This window comes from Bradyrhizobium iriomotense, from assembly GCF_018130765.1.
Classification (GTDB): Bacteria; Pseudomonadota; Alphaproteobacteria; order Rhizobiales; family Xanthobacteraceae; genus Bradyrhizobium; species Bradyrhizobium iriomotense_A.
On sequence record NZ_JAFCJZ010000001.1, the window covers coordinates 330,811 to 347,517 of the forward strand.

A 16,707-nucleotide genomic window follows, 5' to 3' on the forward strand; every position below is an offset into this window, starting at 1 on the left:
TTCTTGTCGTATCGACGTCCGGTCAGGCGACGCGTTCCTCGCGCTCCCTAGCCGCCGAAACGATCGCGCCTTCTTTTTCGAGCGCTTCGATTTGTGTCCTGTCGAACCCGTACTCGGCCAGCACTTCGCGCGTATGCTCACCATAGACCGGCGCGCCTGACAGCACTTTGCCTGGGGTCTCCGAAAACTTCACGGGAAGCCCGATCGTCTTCACCGGGCCGAGCGTGGAGTGATCGACCTCGACGACCATCTCACGCGCCAGCGTCTGCGGGTCGCTCAGCGCCTCCAGCATGTCGTGCACGGGGCCGCACGGCACGCCCTTCTCGTCCAGCGCGGCGAGCCAGTGCGCCCGCGACCTGGTGCGGAAGTGCTCGCTGAGAACCGCCTCGAGCTCCTTCAGATTGGCCATGCGGTCGGAGCCGTTGACGAAACGCGGATCGGCGGCGAGTTCGCTCGCGCCGAGCGCTTCCAGCATTAACAGCCAGTGCTTCTTGTTGGCGCCGCCGACCACGAGCCAGCCGTCCGAGGCTTCGAACGCCTGATACGGCGCGTTGAGCGGATGGGCCGAGCCCATCGCGCGCGGCGCGGTGCCCGCGGCGAGCGCAATGGTCGATTGCCAATAGGTCTGCACCAGCGCGGCCTCGTAGAGCGAGGTCTCGACCCACTGCCCTTCACCGGTCTTGAGGCGATGGGTATAGGCGGCCAAAATGCCCATGCTCGCGAGCAGGCCGGCGGTGATGTCCGACAGCGGCGGGCCGCATTTGACGGGCGGACCGTCCGGGCGCTCGCCGGTAAAGCTCATGATGCCGCTCATGGCTTGCGCCACCAGATCGAAGCCGCGGCGATGCTTGTAAGGGCCGGTGCGACCAAAACCCGACAGCGAGCAGTAGATCAGCTTTGGATACTGCTTGTGCAGCTCCTCATAGCCGAAGCCGAGGCGCTCCATGGCGCCGGGCGCGAAATTCTCGACCAGCACGTCGGCATCCGCGATCAGGCGCCGCAGCACCTGCTTGCCGCCGTCGGTCTTGAGATCGAGCACGATGCCGCGCTTGTTGCGGTTCATCATCAGGAAGGAAGCCGCCTCCTCGCCGATCTTCGGCGGCACAGAATGGCGGGTGTCGTCGCCGTTCGGCGATTTCTCGATCTTGATGACGTCGGCGCCCATGTCGGCGAGCATCAGGGTGCAGGTCGGCCCCGCCATCACATGGGTGAGATCGATGACCTTGAGGCCGGCCAGCGGTCCCGAACGGCGAGAGGTGGATTGCGAACTTTGCATCAGGGCGTCCTATTGGCCACGCCACTGCGGCGCGCGCTTGTTGAGGAAAGCATCGAGCCCTTCGCGAAAGTCCTGGCTCGTGTAGCACATCAGGATGAGGTCTTCGCCCTCGTCCCGGGTCAGTCGTCGTTGCAGCCGGGCGACCGCCTGCTTGGTCGCATTCAGCGTCAGCGGCGCATGGCTGGCGAGCAGCCGGGCGACCTCCTCAGTGCGCTTGTCGAGTGCGGCGAGATCATCGACGACTTCGCCGAGCAATCCGACGCTGGCGGCTTCCGTGGCTTCGACCAGGCGCGCGGTGAAGATCAGGTCCTTGACGCGGGCGGCACCGATCAGCGCGGTGAGACGGCTGACATTGGACATCGATAGGCAGTTACCGAGCGTCCGGGCGATCGGAAACCCGATTTTTGCGCTTCTGGTGCCGATGCGGAGGTCGCAGGCTGCGGCAATGCCGGCGCCGCCACCGGTGCAGAAGCCGTTGATCGCGGCGATGGTCGGCACGCGGCACTGCTCCAGCGTCGTGAGCACCCGATCGATCCGGTTCTCGTAGTCGATCGCGTCCTGCGGCGTGCTGAATTCGCGGAACTGGTTGATGTCGGTGCCCGAGGCGAAGGCCTTGTCGCCGGCCCCGCGCAGCACCAGCACCTTGATCGATTGATCATCGTTGGCTTCTTCGCAGATCGCCGCGAGGCGTTCGTACATGGCGAAGGTGAAGGCGTTGCGCGCCTGCGGGCGGTTGAAGGTGATCCGCCCGATGCCGTCGTTGCATTCAAAAACGAGGTCGTCCGCCTCCGCAGCCAGGTCCATTTCCTCATATCCTCTTGTTTTTTACATTTTTGAATGCAAAATTTGCGATTAGCAAGCTGGAACTTCCAGATTTCGACCGGTTAGCTCGTTTTTGCATTCAAACTGGAGCCGCGTGCCATGCTTCACGAGGACGTCGTCGGCCGCATCCGCGCCATCCTGCTCGACGGTGAAATCACGCCGGGCGCGCGGATTCCCGAGCGCGAGCTGTGCGAACGGCTCCAGATCTCGCGCACGCCGCTGCGCGAGGCGCTCAAGGTGCTCGCCGCCGAGGGCCTCGTGCAGCTCCTGCCCCATCGCGGCTCGCGCGCGGCAAAGCTGACCGACAAGGACATGCGCGACCTGTTCGAGGTCTGCCAGGGCCTCGAGGCGCTGGCCGGCGAGCTCGCCTGCGAGCGCATCAGCGACGCCGAGATCGGTGCGATCGCCGCTGCGCATGACGAGATGGTGCGGCATTATCGCGAAGGCGATCTGATCCAGTATTATCGCGGCAACCGCGCCATCCACGAGGCCATCGTCACGGCGGCCGGCAATCCCGCTCTGACCGGGCTCTATGCCTCCGTGACCGCGCGCATCCGCCGCGCACGCTACGTCACGCCGATGACGCCGCAGCGCTGGGCGCTCGCGGTAAAGGAGCACGAGGCGATCCTGAACGCGCTGCAGCGGCGCGACGGCGCCGGCCTCTCCCATATCCTGCGTGCGCATCTGCGCCACAAGCGCGAGGAGGTGTTGCAAGCCGGATTTGCCGAGACCGAAGCAAGCGACCTTACACTGCGGATAGCGTGAGATCTTTGTAACGACGATTCAGAGAACACAATCGCGACACAATCATTGATTGTTTCTTACCCAGACTGCGCTCACCACCAATCCGTTTCCTCTTGCGAGCGTGTTTGAACCGGCGCAGCATCGCACGGCCGGCCTAAGGCCGCATCACGCGCGAAAATCGTGCGGATCAAAACAGAAAATGGAGGAACGAATGACACTTGATGTCTCACGTCGGTCCCTGCTCGCGCTCGGTGCCGGCCTTGGCGCCAGCGCGCTCCTTGGCAACAGTGCGATGGCGCGCGCGCCCAAGCTCGGCACCCAGACGCCCTATTGGCACCGCTTCATTCTCGGCGATGCCGAAGTGACCGTCGTGTCCGACGGACCACTGCCGCTCGGCGATCCCTCCGGGACCTTCACCGGCGTTCCCAAGGAAGAAGTGAAGAAGATGCTGGCGGACAATTTCCTGTCGCCGGACAACGTCGTGCTCGAGCAGAACTCGCCGATCGTGAACACCGGCGACAAGCTGATCCTGTTCGACACCGGCATGGGCTCATCCAAGATGTTCGGCCCCACCACCGGGCGGCAGCAGAAGAGCATGACCGAGGCCGGCATCAAGCCGGGGGATATCGACGCCGTTGTGTGCTCGCATGCGCATATCGACCATATCGGCGGCATCGTCGATGACGGCGGCAAGCCGCTGTTCCCGAACGCGCAGATCTACATCTCGCAAACCGATTTCGACTTCTGGACCGACGAAGGCAAGATGGGAAGCGCGGCCAAGGACTTCGTCGTGCACGCCCGCAAGAACCTGCTGCCGGTCCGCGACCGCATCGTGTTCTTCAAGGACGGTCAGGAATTCCTGCCCGGCGTGCAGGCAATCGCGGCGCCCGGCCATACCGTCGGGCACACCATCTTCATGGTCTCCTCGGCCGGCAAGTCGTTCGCTTTCCTCGGCGACCTCTCGCATCATTCGGTGCTGTTATTGGAGCGACCGCGGATGGAATTCTCCTACGACACCGACCCGAAGCAGGCGGCGGAATCGCGCGTGAAACTGCTCACCATGCTGGCGGCCAACAAGATTCCGGTGATGTCCTATCACTTTGCCTGGCCCGGTTACGGCCATGTCGCCAAGGCCGGTGAAGGGTTCCACTATTATCCCGAACCGATGCAGATGACGTTGTAGCCGGTGACATCAAGCCCGGGCCCTCGCATGTGCGGCCCGGGCGCGTTGATCCGATCCGCGCGCGACGGAGGGGAATGATCCCTGACCAATTCCCCTCGCCCGACACTTCTGGAGCATTTTTCGGCAAGTCAGGCCCGTTCCAGGCAAGAGCCCGCCGCATTGCTCGGCTAAGACTCCGCTCGCATCATTCATCGACGCGAGAGCGTAACGCCCTTAGCCGCTCGCGTTCGAAAATGCTCGGGAGACATGCCATGAAGATCGTCGTGATCGGCGGTACCGGTTTGATCGGATCCAAGCTCGTGGCGAAGCTGAATCAGCAGGGCCACAACGCCGTGGCCGCCTCGCCGAAGTCGGGCGTGAATGCCGTCACCGGAGAAGGTCTCGCGGCCGCGCTGACTGGTGCGGATGTCGTGGTCGACGTCGCCAACGCACCCTCCTGGGAGCCCGCCGCCGTACTCGAATTCTTCCAGCAGTCGAGCAAGAACCTCGCGGCGACAGAGGCCGCAGCGGGCGTCAAGCATCACGTCGCGCTGTCGATCGTGGGAACCGATCGCTCACCCGACATCGCCTATTTCCGGGCCAAGCTCGCGCAGGAGAGCATCGTCAAGGCGTCTTCAGTGCCCTACTCGATCGTGCGCGCCACGCAATTCTTCGAATTCCTCGGTGCCATCGGCGAAGCGGGCGCGACCGACGGACGGGTCGTCGTTCCATCGGCGGCGTTTCAGCCGATCGCATCCGACGATGTGGTCACATGCCTTGCGGAGGTCGCGACCGGACGGCCGCTCAACGGCACGATCGATATCGCCGGACCTGAAAAGGCGCCCTTCAACGAGTTCGTCGCGCGCCGCCTGAAAGCGGCCGGCGACAGCCGCCCCGTCGTGGGGGACGCCAAGGCCGGATATTATGGCTCCCCCATCGAGGACACCTCGCTGGTCCCGCTCGGCGAGGCCAGGCTCGGGACAACGCCGCTCGCGGCATGGCTGGCGACGGCCTGAAGATCCCCTGCAACGACAGCAATGAAGGACGTCCCATGCGCAGACTGTTGATCGCGACGGCGGCGTGCGCCGTCGTCTTCCTGACGGCACATGCCGCCGAGGCGCAGCCCGCAGCCAAGTCGGCCAAGGTGTCCGTGGTGTTCGACCACGCCCTGCCGAATGTTCCGGGCAAGAGCATGAAGGGCGTGCTGGTGGAATATGGCCCCGGCGGCTTCTCACCCGCCCACATCCACGCGCGCTCCGCATTCATCTATGCGACGGTGCTCGAGGGAGCGATCCGAAGCCAGGTCAATAACGAGCCCGCAAAAGTCTATCAGAAGGGCGAGAACTTCTTCGAGAAGCCCGGCGATCGGCATGCCGTCAGCAGCAATGCAAGCGACACTGAGCCTGCAAAATTGCTCGCCGTGTTCGTGGTGGACACGGCCGATACCGAGCTGACGACACCGATCAAGTAGAGCGCACTATTCCGCGGGCTCCGCGACCGCGACGGGCGTTGCCGCGGCATCAATCTGCTTGCCCGGAAATATCCTGCGGACCAGCACGAACAGCGCGGGTACGAAGAAGATGCCGAGCACGGTTGCCGCGATCATGCCGCCGGCAACGCCGATGCCGACGGCGTTCTGGCTGGCGGAGCCCGCCCCTGTCGCGACCGCCAGCGGCAGCACGCCGAGGATGAAGGCGAGCGAGGTCATCAGGATCGGACGCAGGCGCTGGCGCGCGGCGTGCAGCGTGGCCTCGACGAGGCTGCGGCCGGCCGCGATCTGCTCCAGCGCGAATTCGACGATCAGGATCGCGTTCTTCGAGGCGAGTCCGATCGTGGTAAGCAGGCCGACCTGGAAATAGACGTCGTTGGCCTGGTTGAACAGCGTGGCGCCCAGCAGCGCGCCGAGCACGCCGATCGGCACTGTCAGCATCACCGCGAACGGCACAGACCAGCTCTCGTAGAGCGCGGCGAGGCTGAGGAAGACGATCAGCAGCGAGATCGAATAGAGATACAGGGTCTGGCTGCCAGTCAGCCGCTCCTGGAACGACAGGCCGGTCCATTCGTGGCCGTAGCCCTTGGGGAGCTTCGCCATCTGCTCCTCCACCGCCTGCATGGCGACGCCCGAGCTGATGCCCTGTCCCGCCTGCCCCTGCAGCTCGACGGCGGCAACGCCATTGTAGCGCTCGAGGCGCGGCGAACCAAAGCTCCAGCGGTCGGTCGCCAGCGCCGAGAACGGCACCATGGAGCCCGCATTGTTGCGCACGTACCAGCGGCCGATGTCGCTGGTGTCCATGCGGAACGGCGCATCGCTCTGCACGTAGACCTGCTTGACGCGGCCGCGGTCGATGAAGTCGTTGACATAGGCGCCGCCCCAAGCCGCCGACAGCGTGGTGTTGAGGTCGCTGAGGTTCACGCCGAGCGCGGTGGCCTTGGCCTGGTCGACATCGAGATTGAATTGCGGCGTATCGTCCTGACCGTTCGGCCGCGCCTGCGCCACGCGCGGGTCTGCCGCGAGCTGGCCGAGCAGCTGGTTGCGCGCCTGGATCAGCGCCTCGTGACCATTGCCGCCGGTGTCCTGGAGATAGAGATCGAAGCCGCCGGCATTGCCGAAACCCGGGATCGAGGGCGGCAGCACCGCGAACACCATGGCATCGCGGATCTTTGAGAAAGCCCCCATAGCGCGGCCGACCACGGCCTGCGCCGAGGCCGCAGGACTCTTGCGCTCGTCGAACGGCTTCAGGCTGACGAAGGCAAGGCCGACATTCTGCCCCTGCCCAGCAAAGCTGAAACCGCTGACCGCGAACACGCCTTCCACGGCGTCCTTCTCGTTGTCGAGATATTGGTGCTCGACCTGCTTGATGACATCGAGCGTGCGCGCCGAGGTCGCGCCGACCGGAAGCTGGATCAAGGTCATGATCGTACCCTGGTCTTCTTCGGGCAGGAACGAGCTCGGCAGGCGCTGGAACAGGACGACCATGCCGGCGACGATCGCGACAAAGGCGATGATCACGCCGGCCATGCGCCTGATGGCGCCGCCCGCAGTGCGCTGGTAGCCGTCGGCCATGCGGTCGAAGCCGCGGTTGAACAGGCCGAAAAAGCCGCGTTGCGTGCCATGATGCTTCGGCGGCTTCAGGATGGTCGCGCACAAGGCCGGCGTCAGCACCAGCGCCACCAGCACCGAAAGCAGCATCGCCGTGACGATGGTCAGCGCGAATTGCCGGTAGATAATGCCGACGGAGCCGTTGAAGAACGCCATCGGAATGAACACCGCCGAGAGCACGACGCCGATCCCGACCAGCGCGCCGGTGATCTCGCGCATCGATTTCTCGGTCGCCTCGCGCGGGGAGAGATGCTCCTCGACCATGACGCGCTCGACGTTCTCGACCACGACGATGGCATCGTCGACCAGGAGGCCGATCGCCAGCACCATCGCAAACATCGTCAGCGTGTTGATGGAATAGCCCGCCAGCGAGAGCACGCCGAAGGTCCCGAGCAGCACCACCGGCACTGCGATGGTCGGAATGATGGTGGCGCGCCAGCTCTGCAGGAACACGAACATCACGATGAAGACGAGCGCGATCGCCTCGAACAGCGTGTGGATCACCTTCTCGATCGACAGCTTGACGAAGGGCGTGGTGTCGTAGGGATAGACGACGCGGAGCCCCTCCGGCATGGTGGCACTGAGCTGGGCAACGCGTGCCTTCACGGCTTCCGAGGTCGCGACCGCGTTGGCCCCGGTCGCAAGGCTGATGCCCATGCCGGCGGCCGGCTTGCCGTTGTAGCGCGCAGCGGAATCGTAGGATTTCGAACCGAGCTCGACGCGCGCGACATCGCCGATGCGCACCGTCTGCCCCGACGTCGCGGTCCGCAGGATGATATCCTTGAACTGCTCGACGGTCTGCAGCCGGCTCTGCGAGGTAATGGTGGCATTGAGCTGCTGGCCGCCGACCGACGGCAGGCCGCCGAGCTGGCCGGCGGTGACCTGGGTGTTCTGGGTCTGGATCGCCGCGGTCACATCGCCGGGCATCAGATTGTACTTGGTCAGCTTGTCGGGATCGAGCCAGATGCGCATGGCGTATTCGGCACCGAACAACGTCACCTGGCCGACGCCGGCGACGCGGCTGATGGGATCATTGACCGACGAGGCCACGTAGTCGGCGATGTCGCTGGCGGCGAGCCTTCCGTCCTCGGAGACGAAGCCGAGCACCATCAAAAAGCTCGCCGACGATTTCACCACCTTGATGCCCTGCTGCTGCACGACCTGCGGCAGCAGCGGTGTGGCAAGCTGGAGCTTGTTCTGCACCTGCACCTGGGCAATGTCGGCGTCGGCCTCGTTGGTGAAGGTCAGCGAGATCTGCACCTGGCCGGTCGAGGTGCTCGACGAGGACATGTACTGGAGATAGTCGAGGCCGGTCATGTTCTGCTCGATGACCTTGGTCACCGAGTTCTCGGCGGTCTCCGCGTTGGCGCCGGGATAGGTCGCCGTGATCGTGACCACGGTCGGCGCGATCTGCGGATATTGCGCGATCGGCAGCCGCATGATCGCGAGCACGCCGCCCAGCATGATTAGGATGGCGATGACCCAGGCGAAGATCGGCCGCTTGATGAAGAAATGCGACATGACGATTATTGCTCGGTTGTGGCGGGTGCGGGCCGCGCATCGGCCTGCCGTGTCGGGTTCACTGTGAGACCGGTCGCCGGATCGACCGCGACCTCGACGGTCTTCACGGGTGCGCCCGGACGGGCCTTCTGCGTGCCGTCGACGACGAGGCGATCGCCCGCTGTGGCGCCGGAACGGACGAGCCAGTTGCCGTCGACGTCCTCGCCGAGATCGAGCGTCCGCTGCTCGATCTTGCCGTCCTTGTCGACGAACATCGCCACCGCCTGCCCCAGCGGATTGCGCGAGACCGCCCGCTGCGGCACCAGGATTGCGTTCTGATCAACACCGGCGACGACACGCGCACGCACATACATGCCGGGCAGCAGCGCCCGCTCGGGATTGGCGAAGACCGCACGCGAGGAGACCGAGCCGGTGCTCTCGTTGACGCTGGCATCGGTGAAGCCGTATTTGCCCTTGTGGCCGTAGGTCTTGCCGCTCTCCATCAGCAGTTCGACCTGCACGCCCTCGGCCGGGCGCTTGAGCTGGCCGCTGGCGATCTGGTTGCGCAGCCGCTCCATCTCCGAGGTCGACTGGTCGAGGTCGACGTAAACAGGGTCGAGCTGCTGGATCGTCGTCATCGCAGTCGCCTGGCTTGCGGTGACCAGCGCGCCTGGTGTGATCGATGACTTGCCGATCCGGCCCGAGATCGACGCGGTGACCTTGGTGCGGTCGAGCGAGATCGCGGCGGTGTCGCGGTTGGCTTCGGCCGCCTTCACGTCGGCCGAGCCCTGCTTGTAGGCGGCGACGGCATCGTCGACGTCTTGCTGGCTCGCCGCGTTGGTCTGTAGAAGCTGGGTCTTGCGCGCGGCCTTCAGCTTGACGCTGACCAGCGTTGCCTCCGCACGCTGCACCGACGCCTCGGCGCTCGCCAGCGCGGCCTTGTACTGAACGGGGTCGATCTCATAGAGCAGGTCGCCCTCCTTCACCTCGGCGCCCTCCACGAAATCGCGCTTGAGCAGAATGCCGGTGACCTGCGGCCGGACCTCGGAAACCTGGTAGGCGACGACGCGGCCCGGCAGGACCGTCGAGATCTTCGCCTCCTGCGGCTTCAGGGTCAGAACGCCCACCTCCGGCACCATCTGCCGTGGTCCCGCTTGCTGGCTCTGCTCGCCGCAGGCGGCGAGCAGCAGGGCGACCAAGGGAACGGCGTAGGCAATCGGGGGGCGCATGATGACGATCCATGGGTGAGTTGCGGCCTCTCCAAGGGGGGCACGCGCGGAAACATCCGGAAACTATTCAGTTTCCATTTGGAAACTTGGTAGTTTCCTTCCCCGAAGTCAAGTGCTAGGCTGCTTCGCTGACGGCGCTCAAGCAGTCGTGAAGCAGCCCGGATCCGGCGGCAGGTTTGGACATGGCGAAAACATCGATGAAGCGCAGGCAGGTCGAGCGCAATTCCCCCGCGGAGAGGAGCGTTAACCAAGCTACCCCGGACGCACGCATGATGCAGTTGCTGGCGGCAGCGAAGGACACGTTCACCAGCAAGGGCTTTGCCGCAACGACGATGGACGACATCGCCGGCGCCGCCGGGATGTCGAAGAAGACGCTCTATAAACTGTTCGAGAGCAAGACTGAGCTGTTCCGCGCCATGCTGCTGCGCAGCCTGCCCGAAGCCGACTATGCCGACGCTCCTTCGGAAGGATCGCCGGTGACCCGGCTTCGAAACATGCTCCGGGAGGCTGCGGACGTGGCGCTATCGCCGGGCGAGATCGCGCTCCAGCGCCTGATCATCGGCGAACGTCAGGCCTCGCCGGAGCTGGGGCGCATGTTCGCCGAGGTCATCATGGAGAGCGGCACGGAGCATATCGTCGACCTGCTCAAGACGATTCGCCTGGAGCCTCGGTTCGCGGGCGTGCCGCTGCGCCTCATCGCAGAGATGCTGTTCGGCATGGTGTTCGGCCACGATCATTTCAGGCTGCTGACCGACACCGGATTCAAGCTCAACCGCCGCGTCCTGGACCGGCGGATCGATCTTGCGATTGCGACGTTCTGTGCGCCGGAGGATGGCGCCGGCCAGCCGCAGGCGCCAGCCAAGTTAACCGGGCACGCCGTCCCATAGGAACTTCAGCGCCGCGACCACCAGCAAGCCGTAGCAGGCCCGGTAGATCTGCTGCTGGTCCAGCCTTCCATGCAGCCGCCAGCCGAGCCAGACGCCGGTGGTCGCGCTGTTCAGTTCCGGTCGCAAAGGAAGCGCGCGATCGGTCGCAGCGCGTCAATGTCCGGAATAGCCTTGCCGGCTTCGGAACCCTGGCACCAGGGATAAGGCAACGCCGACAGCCATCGCAGGATCAGCGCCGCATCTTCGACCGGAAGCACACACATGACCTCGATATCGATCACGAGCTTCTTCACACGCCCATCATCGGCGGCGGCGAAGTGCCAGGCGTAATGCCCACAGCCGACGCGAACGGCGCCGCCCTGCCGCGCCGACATCCCGACCAGCCAGTCGCAACGGAAATGCGGCAAGTGATCTGAGCCAGGACGCGACAAGCAGAATGTGCGCACATTCTCGTACTGCTCGCTGAAACCGGTGACCAGGACCTGGGTCACCTGCTCAAGTCCATTCGCCGAACTCGGAAACGAAATGGCGTCGGTCTTGACGACCATTTCGAGCTCGCAGTCGTCCACGAAGGCTCGCGTCATCAGTTGAGGACGATTGTCATCCTTGGCCAGAATATACGTGCTGATCGCATCGGCGGCGGTGATGGCCATGGATCGGTTCATCCGGCTACCCGAACAAGTTCGGGCTGCGCCTAGCAGCCCAGCCTGTCGGCAATCCCGCCAAAATCCTTCGCGACGATGTCCCAGTTGCCGGTCGCTTCGAAATCCACCTTCTGCAACGGCCCGTACTCCGTCGGCCGCGCCACGAACGCCGTCTTCAGGCCGTTCTTCTGCGCGGCGGCGAGATCGCCGTTGTGGGCGGCGACCATCATCACCTCTTCCGGCTTGAGGCACAGCAGCCGTGCCGCACCGAGATAGGTCTCGGGATCGGGCTTGTAGTGCTCGAACAGCTCGGCCGACATGATGAGATCCCAAGGGAGCCCTGCGAACTTGGCCATGTTGGTGAGCAGCGCGACGTTGCCGTTCGAGAGCGGCGAGATGACGAATTTCGTCTTGAGCCGGGTCAGGCCGGCGACGCTGTCGGGCCAGGGATTGAGGCGGTGCCAGCCCTTGGTGAGATGATCGAGGTCGGCGTCGGTGAGGCCCTTGATCTCGAATTTCTCGACCAGCTTCTCCAGCGAGCGGCGGTGCAGATCATCGAGCATCACATAGCCGCGCTCGGGGTGCTTGCGCACGTCGTCCATGGAGGCGACGTACATGCCGCGCCAGCCGTCGACCAACGCGGTCCAGTCGGCGCTGATGCCGCGCTCCTTCGCCCACCACATGAAGTCCGTGATCAGGCTGGTGCGCCAGTCCACGACCGTGCCGAACACGTCGAAGACGAGGGCTTTGACGGCGGAAAGGTCGGACATGTGCGCTTCCCCTGTTGTTTTTATCTTGTCATTCCGGGGCGATGGGACCGCGCGTCGCGCGGCCCTGAGAACCCGAAATCTCGCGCCGTCATCTCTGGATTCCGGGTTCGACGCTTTCACGTCGCCCCGGAATGACAGAGCTGCTTAATCCAGGTGGAACTTCGCGAGCTCGCGGTGCTCGGCCTTGATGTAGCGCACGGTGCCGGTGACGGAGCGCATCACCACCGTCTCGGTCTCGATGACGCCGTCCTTGCGGAACTTGACGCCCGAGAGCAGCGAGCCCGTGGTGACGCCGGTGGCGGCGAACAGGCAGTCCCCGCGCGCCATGTCCTCGATGCCGTAGATCATCTTGGGATCGTTGACGCCCATCTTGGCGGCACGCTCGCGCTTCTCCTCGGAATCGAGGATCAGGCGGCACTGCATCTGGCCGCCGATGCAGCGCAGCGCCACGGCCGCGAGCACGCCTTCCGGCGCACCGCCGGTGCCGAGATACATGTCGACGCCGGTGTTGTCGGGGTCGGCGCAGTGGATCACGCCGGCGACGTCGCCATCGGTGATGAGGCGCACGGCAGCGCCGGTCGAGCGCACGCTCTCGATGATGCCGGCATGGCGCGGACGGTCGAGCACGAGAACGGTGATGCCGTCAGGCTTGACGCCCTTGGCCTTGGCGAGGCGGCGGACGTTGTCGGCGGGCGAGGCATCAATTTCGACAACCCCCTTGTCGTAACCGGGACCGATCGCGAGCTTCTCCATGTAGACGTCGGGCGCGTGCAGCAGCGTGCCGCCGTCGGCCATCGCCATGGTGGCGATCGAGCCCGGCATGTTCTTGGCGCACAGCGTGGTGCCTTCGAGCGGATCGACGGCAATATCGACCTGAGGGCCGGCCTTGAGGCCGACCTGCTCGCCGATATAGAGCATCGGCGCCTCGTCGCGCTCGCCCTCGCCGATCACGATGGTGCCCTGGATCGGCAGCTTGTTCAGCTCGCGCCGCATGGCGTCGACCGCGGCCTGGTCGGCCGCTTTCTCATTGCCGTGCCCGCGCAGTCGCGCCGAGGACACCGCCGCCCGCTCCGTCACGCGCACGATCTCCAGCGTGAGAATGCGCTCGAGCAATGCATGCGGAGGGACTTCAATATGGGTCGACATCGGCTAACTCCTTCGAAACAGTTTTGGACAGGACTCCCTGCCCGCATCAACTCGTAACGCCCACGGTTCGTTCGAACCGCCTCATCATTTGAGCATGCTCTTTCCGGAAAACCGCTTCACACTTTTCCGGAGCATGCTCTAGTTCTTCTCGATCCGGATCACCTGCGGCCGTCCGCTGATCACCTTGTCCTTCTGCACGGCGGCGAGCGCGCGGCGTACCGCGTCCTCATGCGTCGCGTAGGTGATCAGGATGACGGGCACGGGGACCGCCTTGCCGTCGGCACTCGCAGCGCCGCCATTGGGATGGCGCTGCACGATCGACTCGATCGAAATCTTCTGTTCTGCAAGCCGGGTCGCGATCGCAGCCGCGGTACCCGGGAAATCACGCGCCAGCAGGCGGATGTAATAGCCGCCTTCATGCCGCTCCATCGGCGCCTTGTTGGTGTCGCGCAGTTGCGCGATCGGCCGGCCGAACGGATTGGCGCGGATGCCGCGCGCAACGTCGGCGATGTCGGCGACGACGGCCGATGCCGTCGCAGCACCGCCGGCGCCCGGACCGACCAGCGTGATCGGCGGAATGCCCTCGCCATCGATCGTGACCGCATTGGTGACACCCATCACCTGCGCGATCGAGGAGGATTTTGGAACCATGGTCGGATGCACGCGCTGCTCGATGCCCTTGGCGGTGCGAACGGCAACGCCAAGCAGCTTGAGCCGGTAACCGAGATCGTCAGCGGCGCGCAGATCTTCCGGCGCGATGGAGGAGATGCCTTCGACATACACCGCGCTTTGAGCAACTTTCGTGCCGAAAGCGAGGCTGGCGAGGATCGAGAGTTTTTGCGCAGTATCGTGGCCGTCGACGTCGAACGACGGATTGGCCTCGGCATAGCCGAGCCGCTGTGCATCCTTCAGGCATTCGGCAAAGGACAGGCCCTCCTGCTCCATCCGGGTCAGGATGTAATTGCAGGTGCCGTTGAGGATGCCGTAGACGCGGTTGATACCGGTTCCGGCAAGACCCTCGCGCAACGTTTTGATGACGGGGATCGCGGCACCGACAGCTGCCTCGAAATTCAGCGCGCCGCCGTGCTTTTCGGCGGCCTTCGCCAGCTTGATACCGTGCTTGGCGAGCAGCGCCTTGTTGGCGGTGACGACGGACTTACCGGCATTGAGCGCAGCTTCGACCGCGGAGAGCGCGGGATCGCCGGCGCCGCCCATCAGCTCGACGAAGCAGTCGACCTCGGGATGGGTGGCCAGGGCAAGCGGATCCTTGACCCATTCGACACCGCGCAGGTCGATGCTGCGCTTCTTCGCTTTTGAACGCGCAGTCACAGCAACGACACGAATGCCGCGGCCGCTGCGCCCCGTGAGCACGCGCGCCTGCGTTTCAATCAAACGGACAACTTCGGCACCCACGGTGCCGAGCCCCGCTATGCCCACTTTCAGGGGTGCGACCATGATGCCTTCAGAAAACCTGTCGAAGAGAATTAGCGCCGGTTGGCGAGCGGAACGACGTTGTGCAACGTTTCGATGCCGCTTTCAAGGAAGCGGCGCACGCCGCGCGCGGCCTGCCTGATCCGTTGCTCGTTTTCCACCATGGCGATGCGGACATATCCTTCACCATGCTCGCCGAAGCCGACGCCGGGCGACACCGCGACGCCGGATTTCTCCACCATCAGGGTCGCGAACTGCATGCTGCCGACGCTGCGGAAGGCTTCCGGCAGCGGCACCCAGGCAAACATCGAGGCCTCCGGCGGCGGAATCTCCCAGCCGGCGCGGCCGAACGATTCCACCAGCGCGTCGCGGCGCTTGCGATAGGTGTCGCGCATCTCCTTGATGCAATCGTCCGGGCCGTTCAGCGCCGCGGTCGCGGCGACCTGCACCGGCGTGAAGGCGCCGTAGTCGAGATAGGATTTGACGCGGGCAAGCGCTGCGATCACGCGCTCATTGCCGACCGCAAAGCCCATGCGCCAGCCGGCCATCGAATAGGTCTTCGACATCGAGGTGAACTCGACGGTGACGTCCATCGCGCCCGGCACCTGGAGCACCGAGGGCGGCGGATTGCTCTCGTCGAAATAGACCTCGGCATAGGCGAGATCGGACAGGATCAGGATCTCGTGCTTCTTCGCGAACGCAACGAGGTCCTTGTAGAAGTCGAGGCTCGCGACATAGGCGGTCGGGTTGGAGGGATAGCAAACCACCAGCGCCAGCGGCTTCGGGATCGAATGGACGATCGCCCGCTCCACCGCCTCGAAGAATTGCGGCGTCGGCTCCGAGGGCACCGAGCGGATCACGCCGCCGGCCATCAAAAAGCCGAAGGCGTGAATCGGGTAGCTCGGGTTCGGGCAGAGGATGACGTCGCCGGGCGCGGTGATCGCCTGCGCCACGTTGGCAAACCCCTCCTTGGAGCCGAGCGTCGCCACCACCTGGGTGTCAGGATTGAGCTTCACGCCGAAGCGGCGGGCATAATAGGCGGCCTGGGCCCTGCGCAGACCGGGGATGCCACGGGAGGCCGAATAGCGGTCGGTGCGCGGCTTGCCGAGCGTCTCCTTGAGCTTCTCCAGCACATGGGGCGGCGCCGGCAGGTCCGGATTGCCCATGCCGAGGTCGATGATGTCGGCACCGGCGTTCCGCGCGGCCGCCTTGGCCCGGTTGACCTGCTCGAACACGTAGGGCGGAAGGCGGCGGATGCGGTAAAATTCTTCCATGGCTCTCTGGGCTCCGGGCAACCGGTCAGGACAGAATCGACTGGCCACGAGCGCCGATCGCAAAAGCGCCCGGCCCGGCCGTTAAATGGCTCAAAATCAAATACTTAGAGCAATTTTCGACGGCGGAGGCTGAAGTCGTTCGCCCTGACTCTCGGCTGAACTCAGGTCTTTTAGCACGGCAAGACGGGGGCGCCAGCGATTACCTTGCACGGCCTCATTTGGCGTCTTTGGCAGCAACGGCCTGGCGATCGCGCGCCGCGGCAAGCTCGGACTCGATCTTGGCGCGCTGGTCCGGCGGGATGATCGCCTGATCGCGATCGGGCGGCAGGTCGTGCACCGGCAAATAGCTGCCGGGCTCCTTTGGATGGGCCTGCGCATCCGCAGGCGTGAGATCCGCGAGCTGACTCGAGCAGCCGCCCAGGGCAAGCGCCGCCATCAGCAGCGCGCCGCGGATCGGCAGCGTCTTTTGCAGGTCCCTTAACGCCAACACTTGGGAATCCCCTACTCGTCCCAAAGCACGGCCCCGGGTAAGCCTACCCGACACCGCGCCCAAGCTCAAACCATTGCTGCCCGAAATGGTGCGAGCCGAGAATACAACCCCGTTCCCTACCAAGCCGGCCGGTGCGGCCTGATTATGACGGAACCAAGGAAACTTGTCGCAGTGCAGCACATCTTCGAGCGTGTTTAACGCCAAACCTGCGAGCTTCGCGGTGACGAATACG

The 16,707-nt window shown here is 64.7% G+C and carries 16 protein-coding genes; 5 read left to right on the forward strand and 11 right to left on the reverse strand.

Annotated elements, in window-relative coordinates:
* Positions 1–22: 22 nt before the first annotated feature.
* Positions 23–1,276 (reverse strand): CaiB/BaiF CoA transferase family protein, encoded by a 1,254-nt coding sequence (locus JQ635_RS01585; protein ID WP_211408122.1) that lies wholly within the window; start codon positions 1,274–1,276, stop codon positions 23–25.
* Positions 1,277–1,285: 9 nt separating this feature from the next.
* Entirely contained in the window at positions 1,286–2,080 is a 795-nt protein-coding gene (locus tag JQ635_RS01590) for an enoyl-CoA hydratase/isomerase family protein (RefSeq protein ID WP_211408123.1), read from the reverse strand.
* Between the two features lie 117 nt (positions 2,081–2,197).
* On the opposite strand from JQ635_RS01590, the gene JQ635_RS01595 reads away from it, so the two are divergent.
* The 4 genes from JQ635_RS01595 to JQ635_RS01610 all read left to right on the forward strand — a co-directional run bounded on the left by JQ635_RS01595 (position 2,198) and on the right by JQ635_RS01610 (position 5,475).
* Positions 2,198–2,863 carry a GntR family transcriptional regulator gene (locus JQ635_RS01595; protein ID WP_211408124.1) on the forward strand — a complete coding sequence of 222 codons (666 nt, stop codon included), beginning with the start codon at positions 2,198–2,200 and terminating at the stop codon, positions 2,861–2,863.
* Positions 2,864–3,053: 190 nt separating this feature from the next.
* Positions 3,054–4,025: an MBL fold metallo-hydrolase gene (locus JQ635_RS01600; RefSeq protein ID WP_211408125.1), complete on the forward strand. Its 972-nt coding sequence runs from the start codon at positions 3,054–3,056 to the stop codon at positions 4,023–4,025.
* 251 nt (positions 4,026–4,276) lie between these two features.
* Complete coding sequence (locus tag JQ635_RS01605; protein ID WP_211408126.1) at positions 4,277–5,020, forward strand: SDR family oxidoreductase; 744 nt, start codon at positions 4,277–4,279, stop codon at positions 5,018–5,020.
* A 35-nt stretch (positions 5,021–5,055) separates the two neighbouring features.
* Entirely contained in the window at positions 5,056–5,475 is a 420-nt protein-coding gene (locus JQ635_RS01610; protein ID WP_211408127.1) for a cupin domain-containing protein, read from the forward strand.
* 6 nt (positions 5,476–5,481) lie between these two features.
* Here the strand turns inward: JQ635_RS01610 and JQ635_RS01615 are convergent, their stop codons facing one another.
* Both JQ635_RS01615 and JQ635_RS01620 read right to left on the reverse strand, forming a co-directional pair.
* Positions 5,482–8,625 (reverse strand): efflux RND transporter permease subunit, encoded by a 3,144-nt coding sequence (locus JQ635_RS01615; protein WP_211408128.1) that lies wholly within the window; start codon positions 8,623–8,625, stop codon positions 5,482–5,484.
* A 5-nt stretch (positions 8,626–8,630) separates the two neighbouring features.
* Positions 8,631–9,833, reverse strand: a complete 1,203-nt coding sequence (locus JQ635_RS01620) for an efflux RND transporter periplasmic adaptor subunit (RefSeq protein ID WP_211408129.1) — start codon at positions 9,831–9,833, stop codon at positions 8,631–8,633.
* A 269-nt stretch (positions 9,834–10,102) separates the two neighbouring features.
* Between JQ635_RS01620 and JQ635_RS01625 the strand changes: the two genes are divergently transcribed.
* The gene (locus JQ635_RS01625) at positions 10,103–10,720 is read left to right on the forward strand and encodes a TetR/AcrR family transcriptional regulator (protein ID WP_211408130.1); all 618 of its coding nucleotides are present in this window, start codon (positions 10,103–10,105) and stop codon (positions 10,718–10,720) included.
* On the opposite strand, the gene JQ635_RS01630 is transcribed toward JQ635_RS01625, so the two are convergent.
* The 7 genes from JQ635_RS01630 to JQ635_RS01660 form a co-directional block, all read right to left on the reverse strand.
* Positions 10,697–10,846: a hypothetical protein gene (locus tag JQ635_RS01630; RefSeq protein WP_433996544.1), complete on the reverse strand. Its 150-nt coding sequence runs from the start codon at positions 10,844–10,846 to the stop codon at positions 10,697–10,699. The two genes, JQ635_RS01625 and JQ635_RS01630, sit on opposite strands and share 24 nt — an antisense overlap.
* Positions 10,831–11,373: a hypothetical protein gene (locus JQ635_RS01635; RefSeq protein ID WP_246583226.1), complete on the reverse strand. Its 543-nt coding sequence runs from the start codon at positions 11,371–11,373 to the stop codon at positions 10,831–10,833. The genes JQ635_RS01630 and JQ635_RS01635 overlap by 16 nt, the downstream gene beginning before the upstream one ends.
* A 41-nt stretch (positions 11,374–11,414) precedes the next feature.
* Entirely contained in the window at positions 11,415–12,134 is a 720-nt protein-coding gene (locus JQ635_RS01640) for a haloacid dehalogenase type II (protein WP_211408132.1), read from the reverse strand.
* 144 nt (positions 12,135–12,278) lie between these two features.
* Entirely contained in the window at positions 12,279–13,280 is a 1,002-nt protein-coding gene (gene glpX, locus JQ635_RS01645; protein WP_018641734.1) for a class II fructose-bisphosphatase, read from the reverse strand.
* Between the two features lie 138 nt (positions 13,281–13,418).
* Complete coding sequence (locus JQ635_RS01650) at positions 13,419–14,735, reverse strand: homoserine dehydrogenase (RefSeq protein ID WP_211408133.1); 1,317 nt, start codon at positions 14,733–14,735, stop codon at positions 13,419–13,421.
* A 29-nt stretch (positions 14,736–14,764) separates the two neighbouring features.
* Positions 14,765–15,985 carry an LL-diaminopimelate aminotransferase gene (locus JQ635_RS01655; protein ID WP_063683711.1) on the reverse strand — a complete coding sequence of 407 codons (1,221 nt, stop codon included), beginning with the start codon at positions 15,983–15,985 and terminating at the stop codon, positions 14,765–14,767.
* Between the two features lie 214 nt (positions 15,986–16,199).
* The gene (locus tag JQ635_RS01660) at positions 16,200–16,475 is read right to left on the reverse strand and encodes a hypothetical protein (protein WP_211408469.1); all 276 of its coding nucleotides are present in this window, start codon (positions 16,473–16,475) and stop codon (positions 16,200–16,202) included.
* Positions 16,476–16,707: the final 232 nt, after the last annotated feature.

What these genes read in the sequence shown, in the direction of transcription:
- JQ635_RS01585 (WP_211408122.1), bottom strand. Translation starts at nt 1,276, where the DNA reads ATGCAAAGTTCGCAATCCACCTCTCGCCGTTCGGGACCGCTGGCCGGC.
- JQ635_RS01590 (WP_211408123.1), bottom strand. Translation starts at nt 2,080, where the DNA reads ATGGACCTGGCTGCGGAGGCGGACGACCTCGTTTTTGAATGCAACGAC.
- JQ635_RS01595 (WP_211408124.1), top strand. Translation starts at nt 2,198, where the DNA reads ATGCTTCACGAGGACGTCGTCGGCCGCATCCGCGCCATCCTGCTCGAC.
- JQ635_RS01600 (WP_211408125.1), top strand. Translation starts at nt 3,054, where the DNA reads ATGACACTTGATGTCTCACGTCGGTCCCTGCTCGCGCTCGGTGCCGGC.
- JQ635_RS01605 (WP_211408126.1), top strand. Translation starts at nt 4,277, where the DNA reads ATGAAGATCGTCGTGATCGGCGGTACCGGTTTGATCGGATCCAAGCTC.
- JQ635_RS01610 (WP_211408127.1), top strand. Translation starts at nt 5,056, where the DNA reads ATGCGCAGACTGTTGATCGCGACGGCGGCGTGCGCCGTCGTCTTCCTG.
- JQ635_RS01615 (WP_211408128.1), bottom strand. Translation starts at nt 8,625, where the DNA reads ATGTCGCATTTCTTCATCAAGCGGCCGATCTTCGCCTGGGTCATCGCC.
- JQ635_RS01620 (WP_211408129.1), bottom strand. Translation starts at nt 9,833, where the DNA reads ATGCGCCCCCCGATTGCCTACGCCGTTCCCTTGGTCGCCCTGCTGCTC.
- JQ635_RS01625 (WP_211408130.1), top strand. Translation starts at nt 10,103, where the DNA reads ATGATGCAGTTGCTGGCGGCAGCGAAGGACACGTTCACCAGCAAGGGC.
- JQ635_RS01635 (WP_246583226.1), bottom strand. Translation starts at nt 11,373, where the DNA reads ATGGCCATCACCGCCGCCGATGCGATCAGCACGTATATTCTGGCCAAG.
- JQ635_RS01640 (WP_211408132.1), bottom strand. Translation starts at nt 12,134, where the DNA reads ATGTCCGACCTTTCCGCCGTCAAAGCCCTCGTCTTCGACGTGTTCGGC.
- glpX (WP_018641734.1), bottom strand. Translation starts at nt 13,280, where the DNA reads ATGTCGACCCATATTGAAGTCCCTCCGCATGCATTGCTCGAGCGCATT.
- JQ635_RS01650 (WP_211408133.1), bottom strand. Translation starts at nt 14,735, where the DNA reads ATGGTCGCACCCCTGAAAGTGGGCATAGCGGGGCTCGGCACCGTGGGT.
- JQ635_RS01655 (WP_063683711.1), bottom strand. Translation starts at nt 15,985, where the DNA reads ATGGAAGAATTTTACCGCATCCGCCGCCTTCCGCCCTACGTGTTCGAG.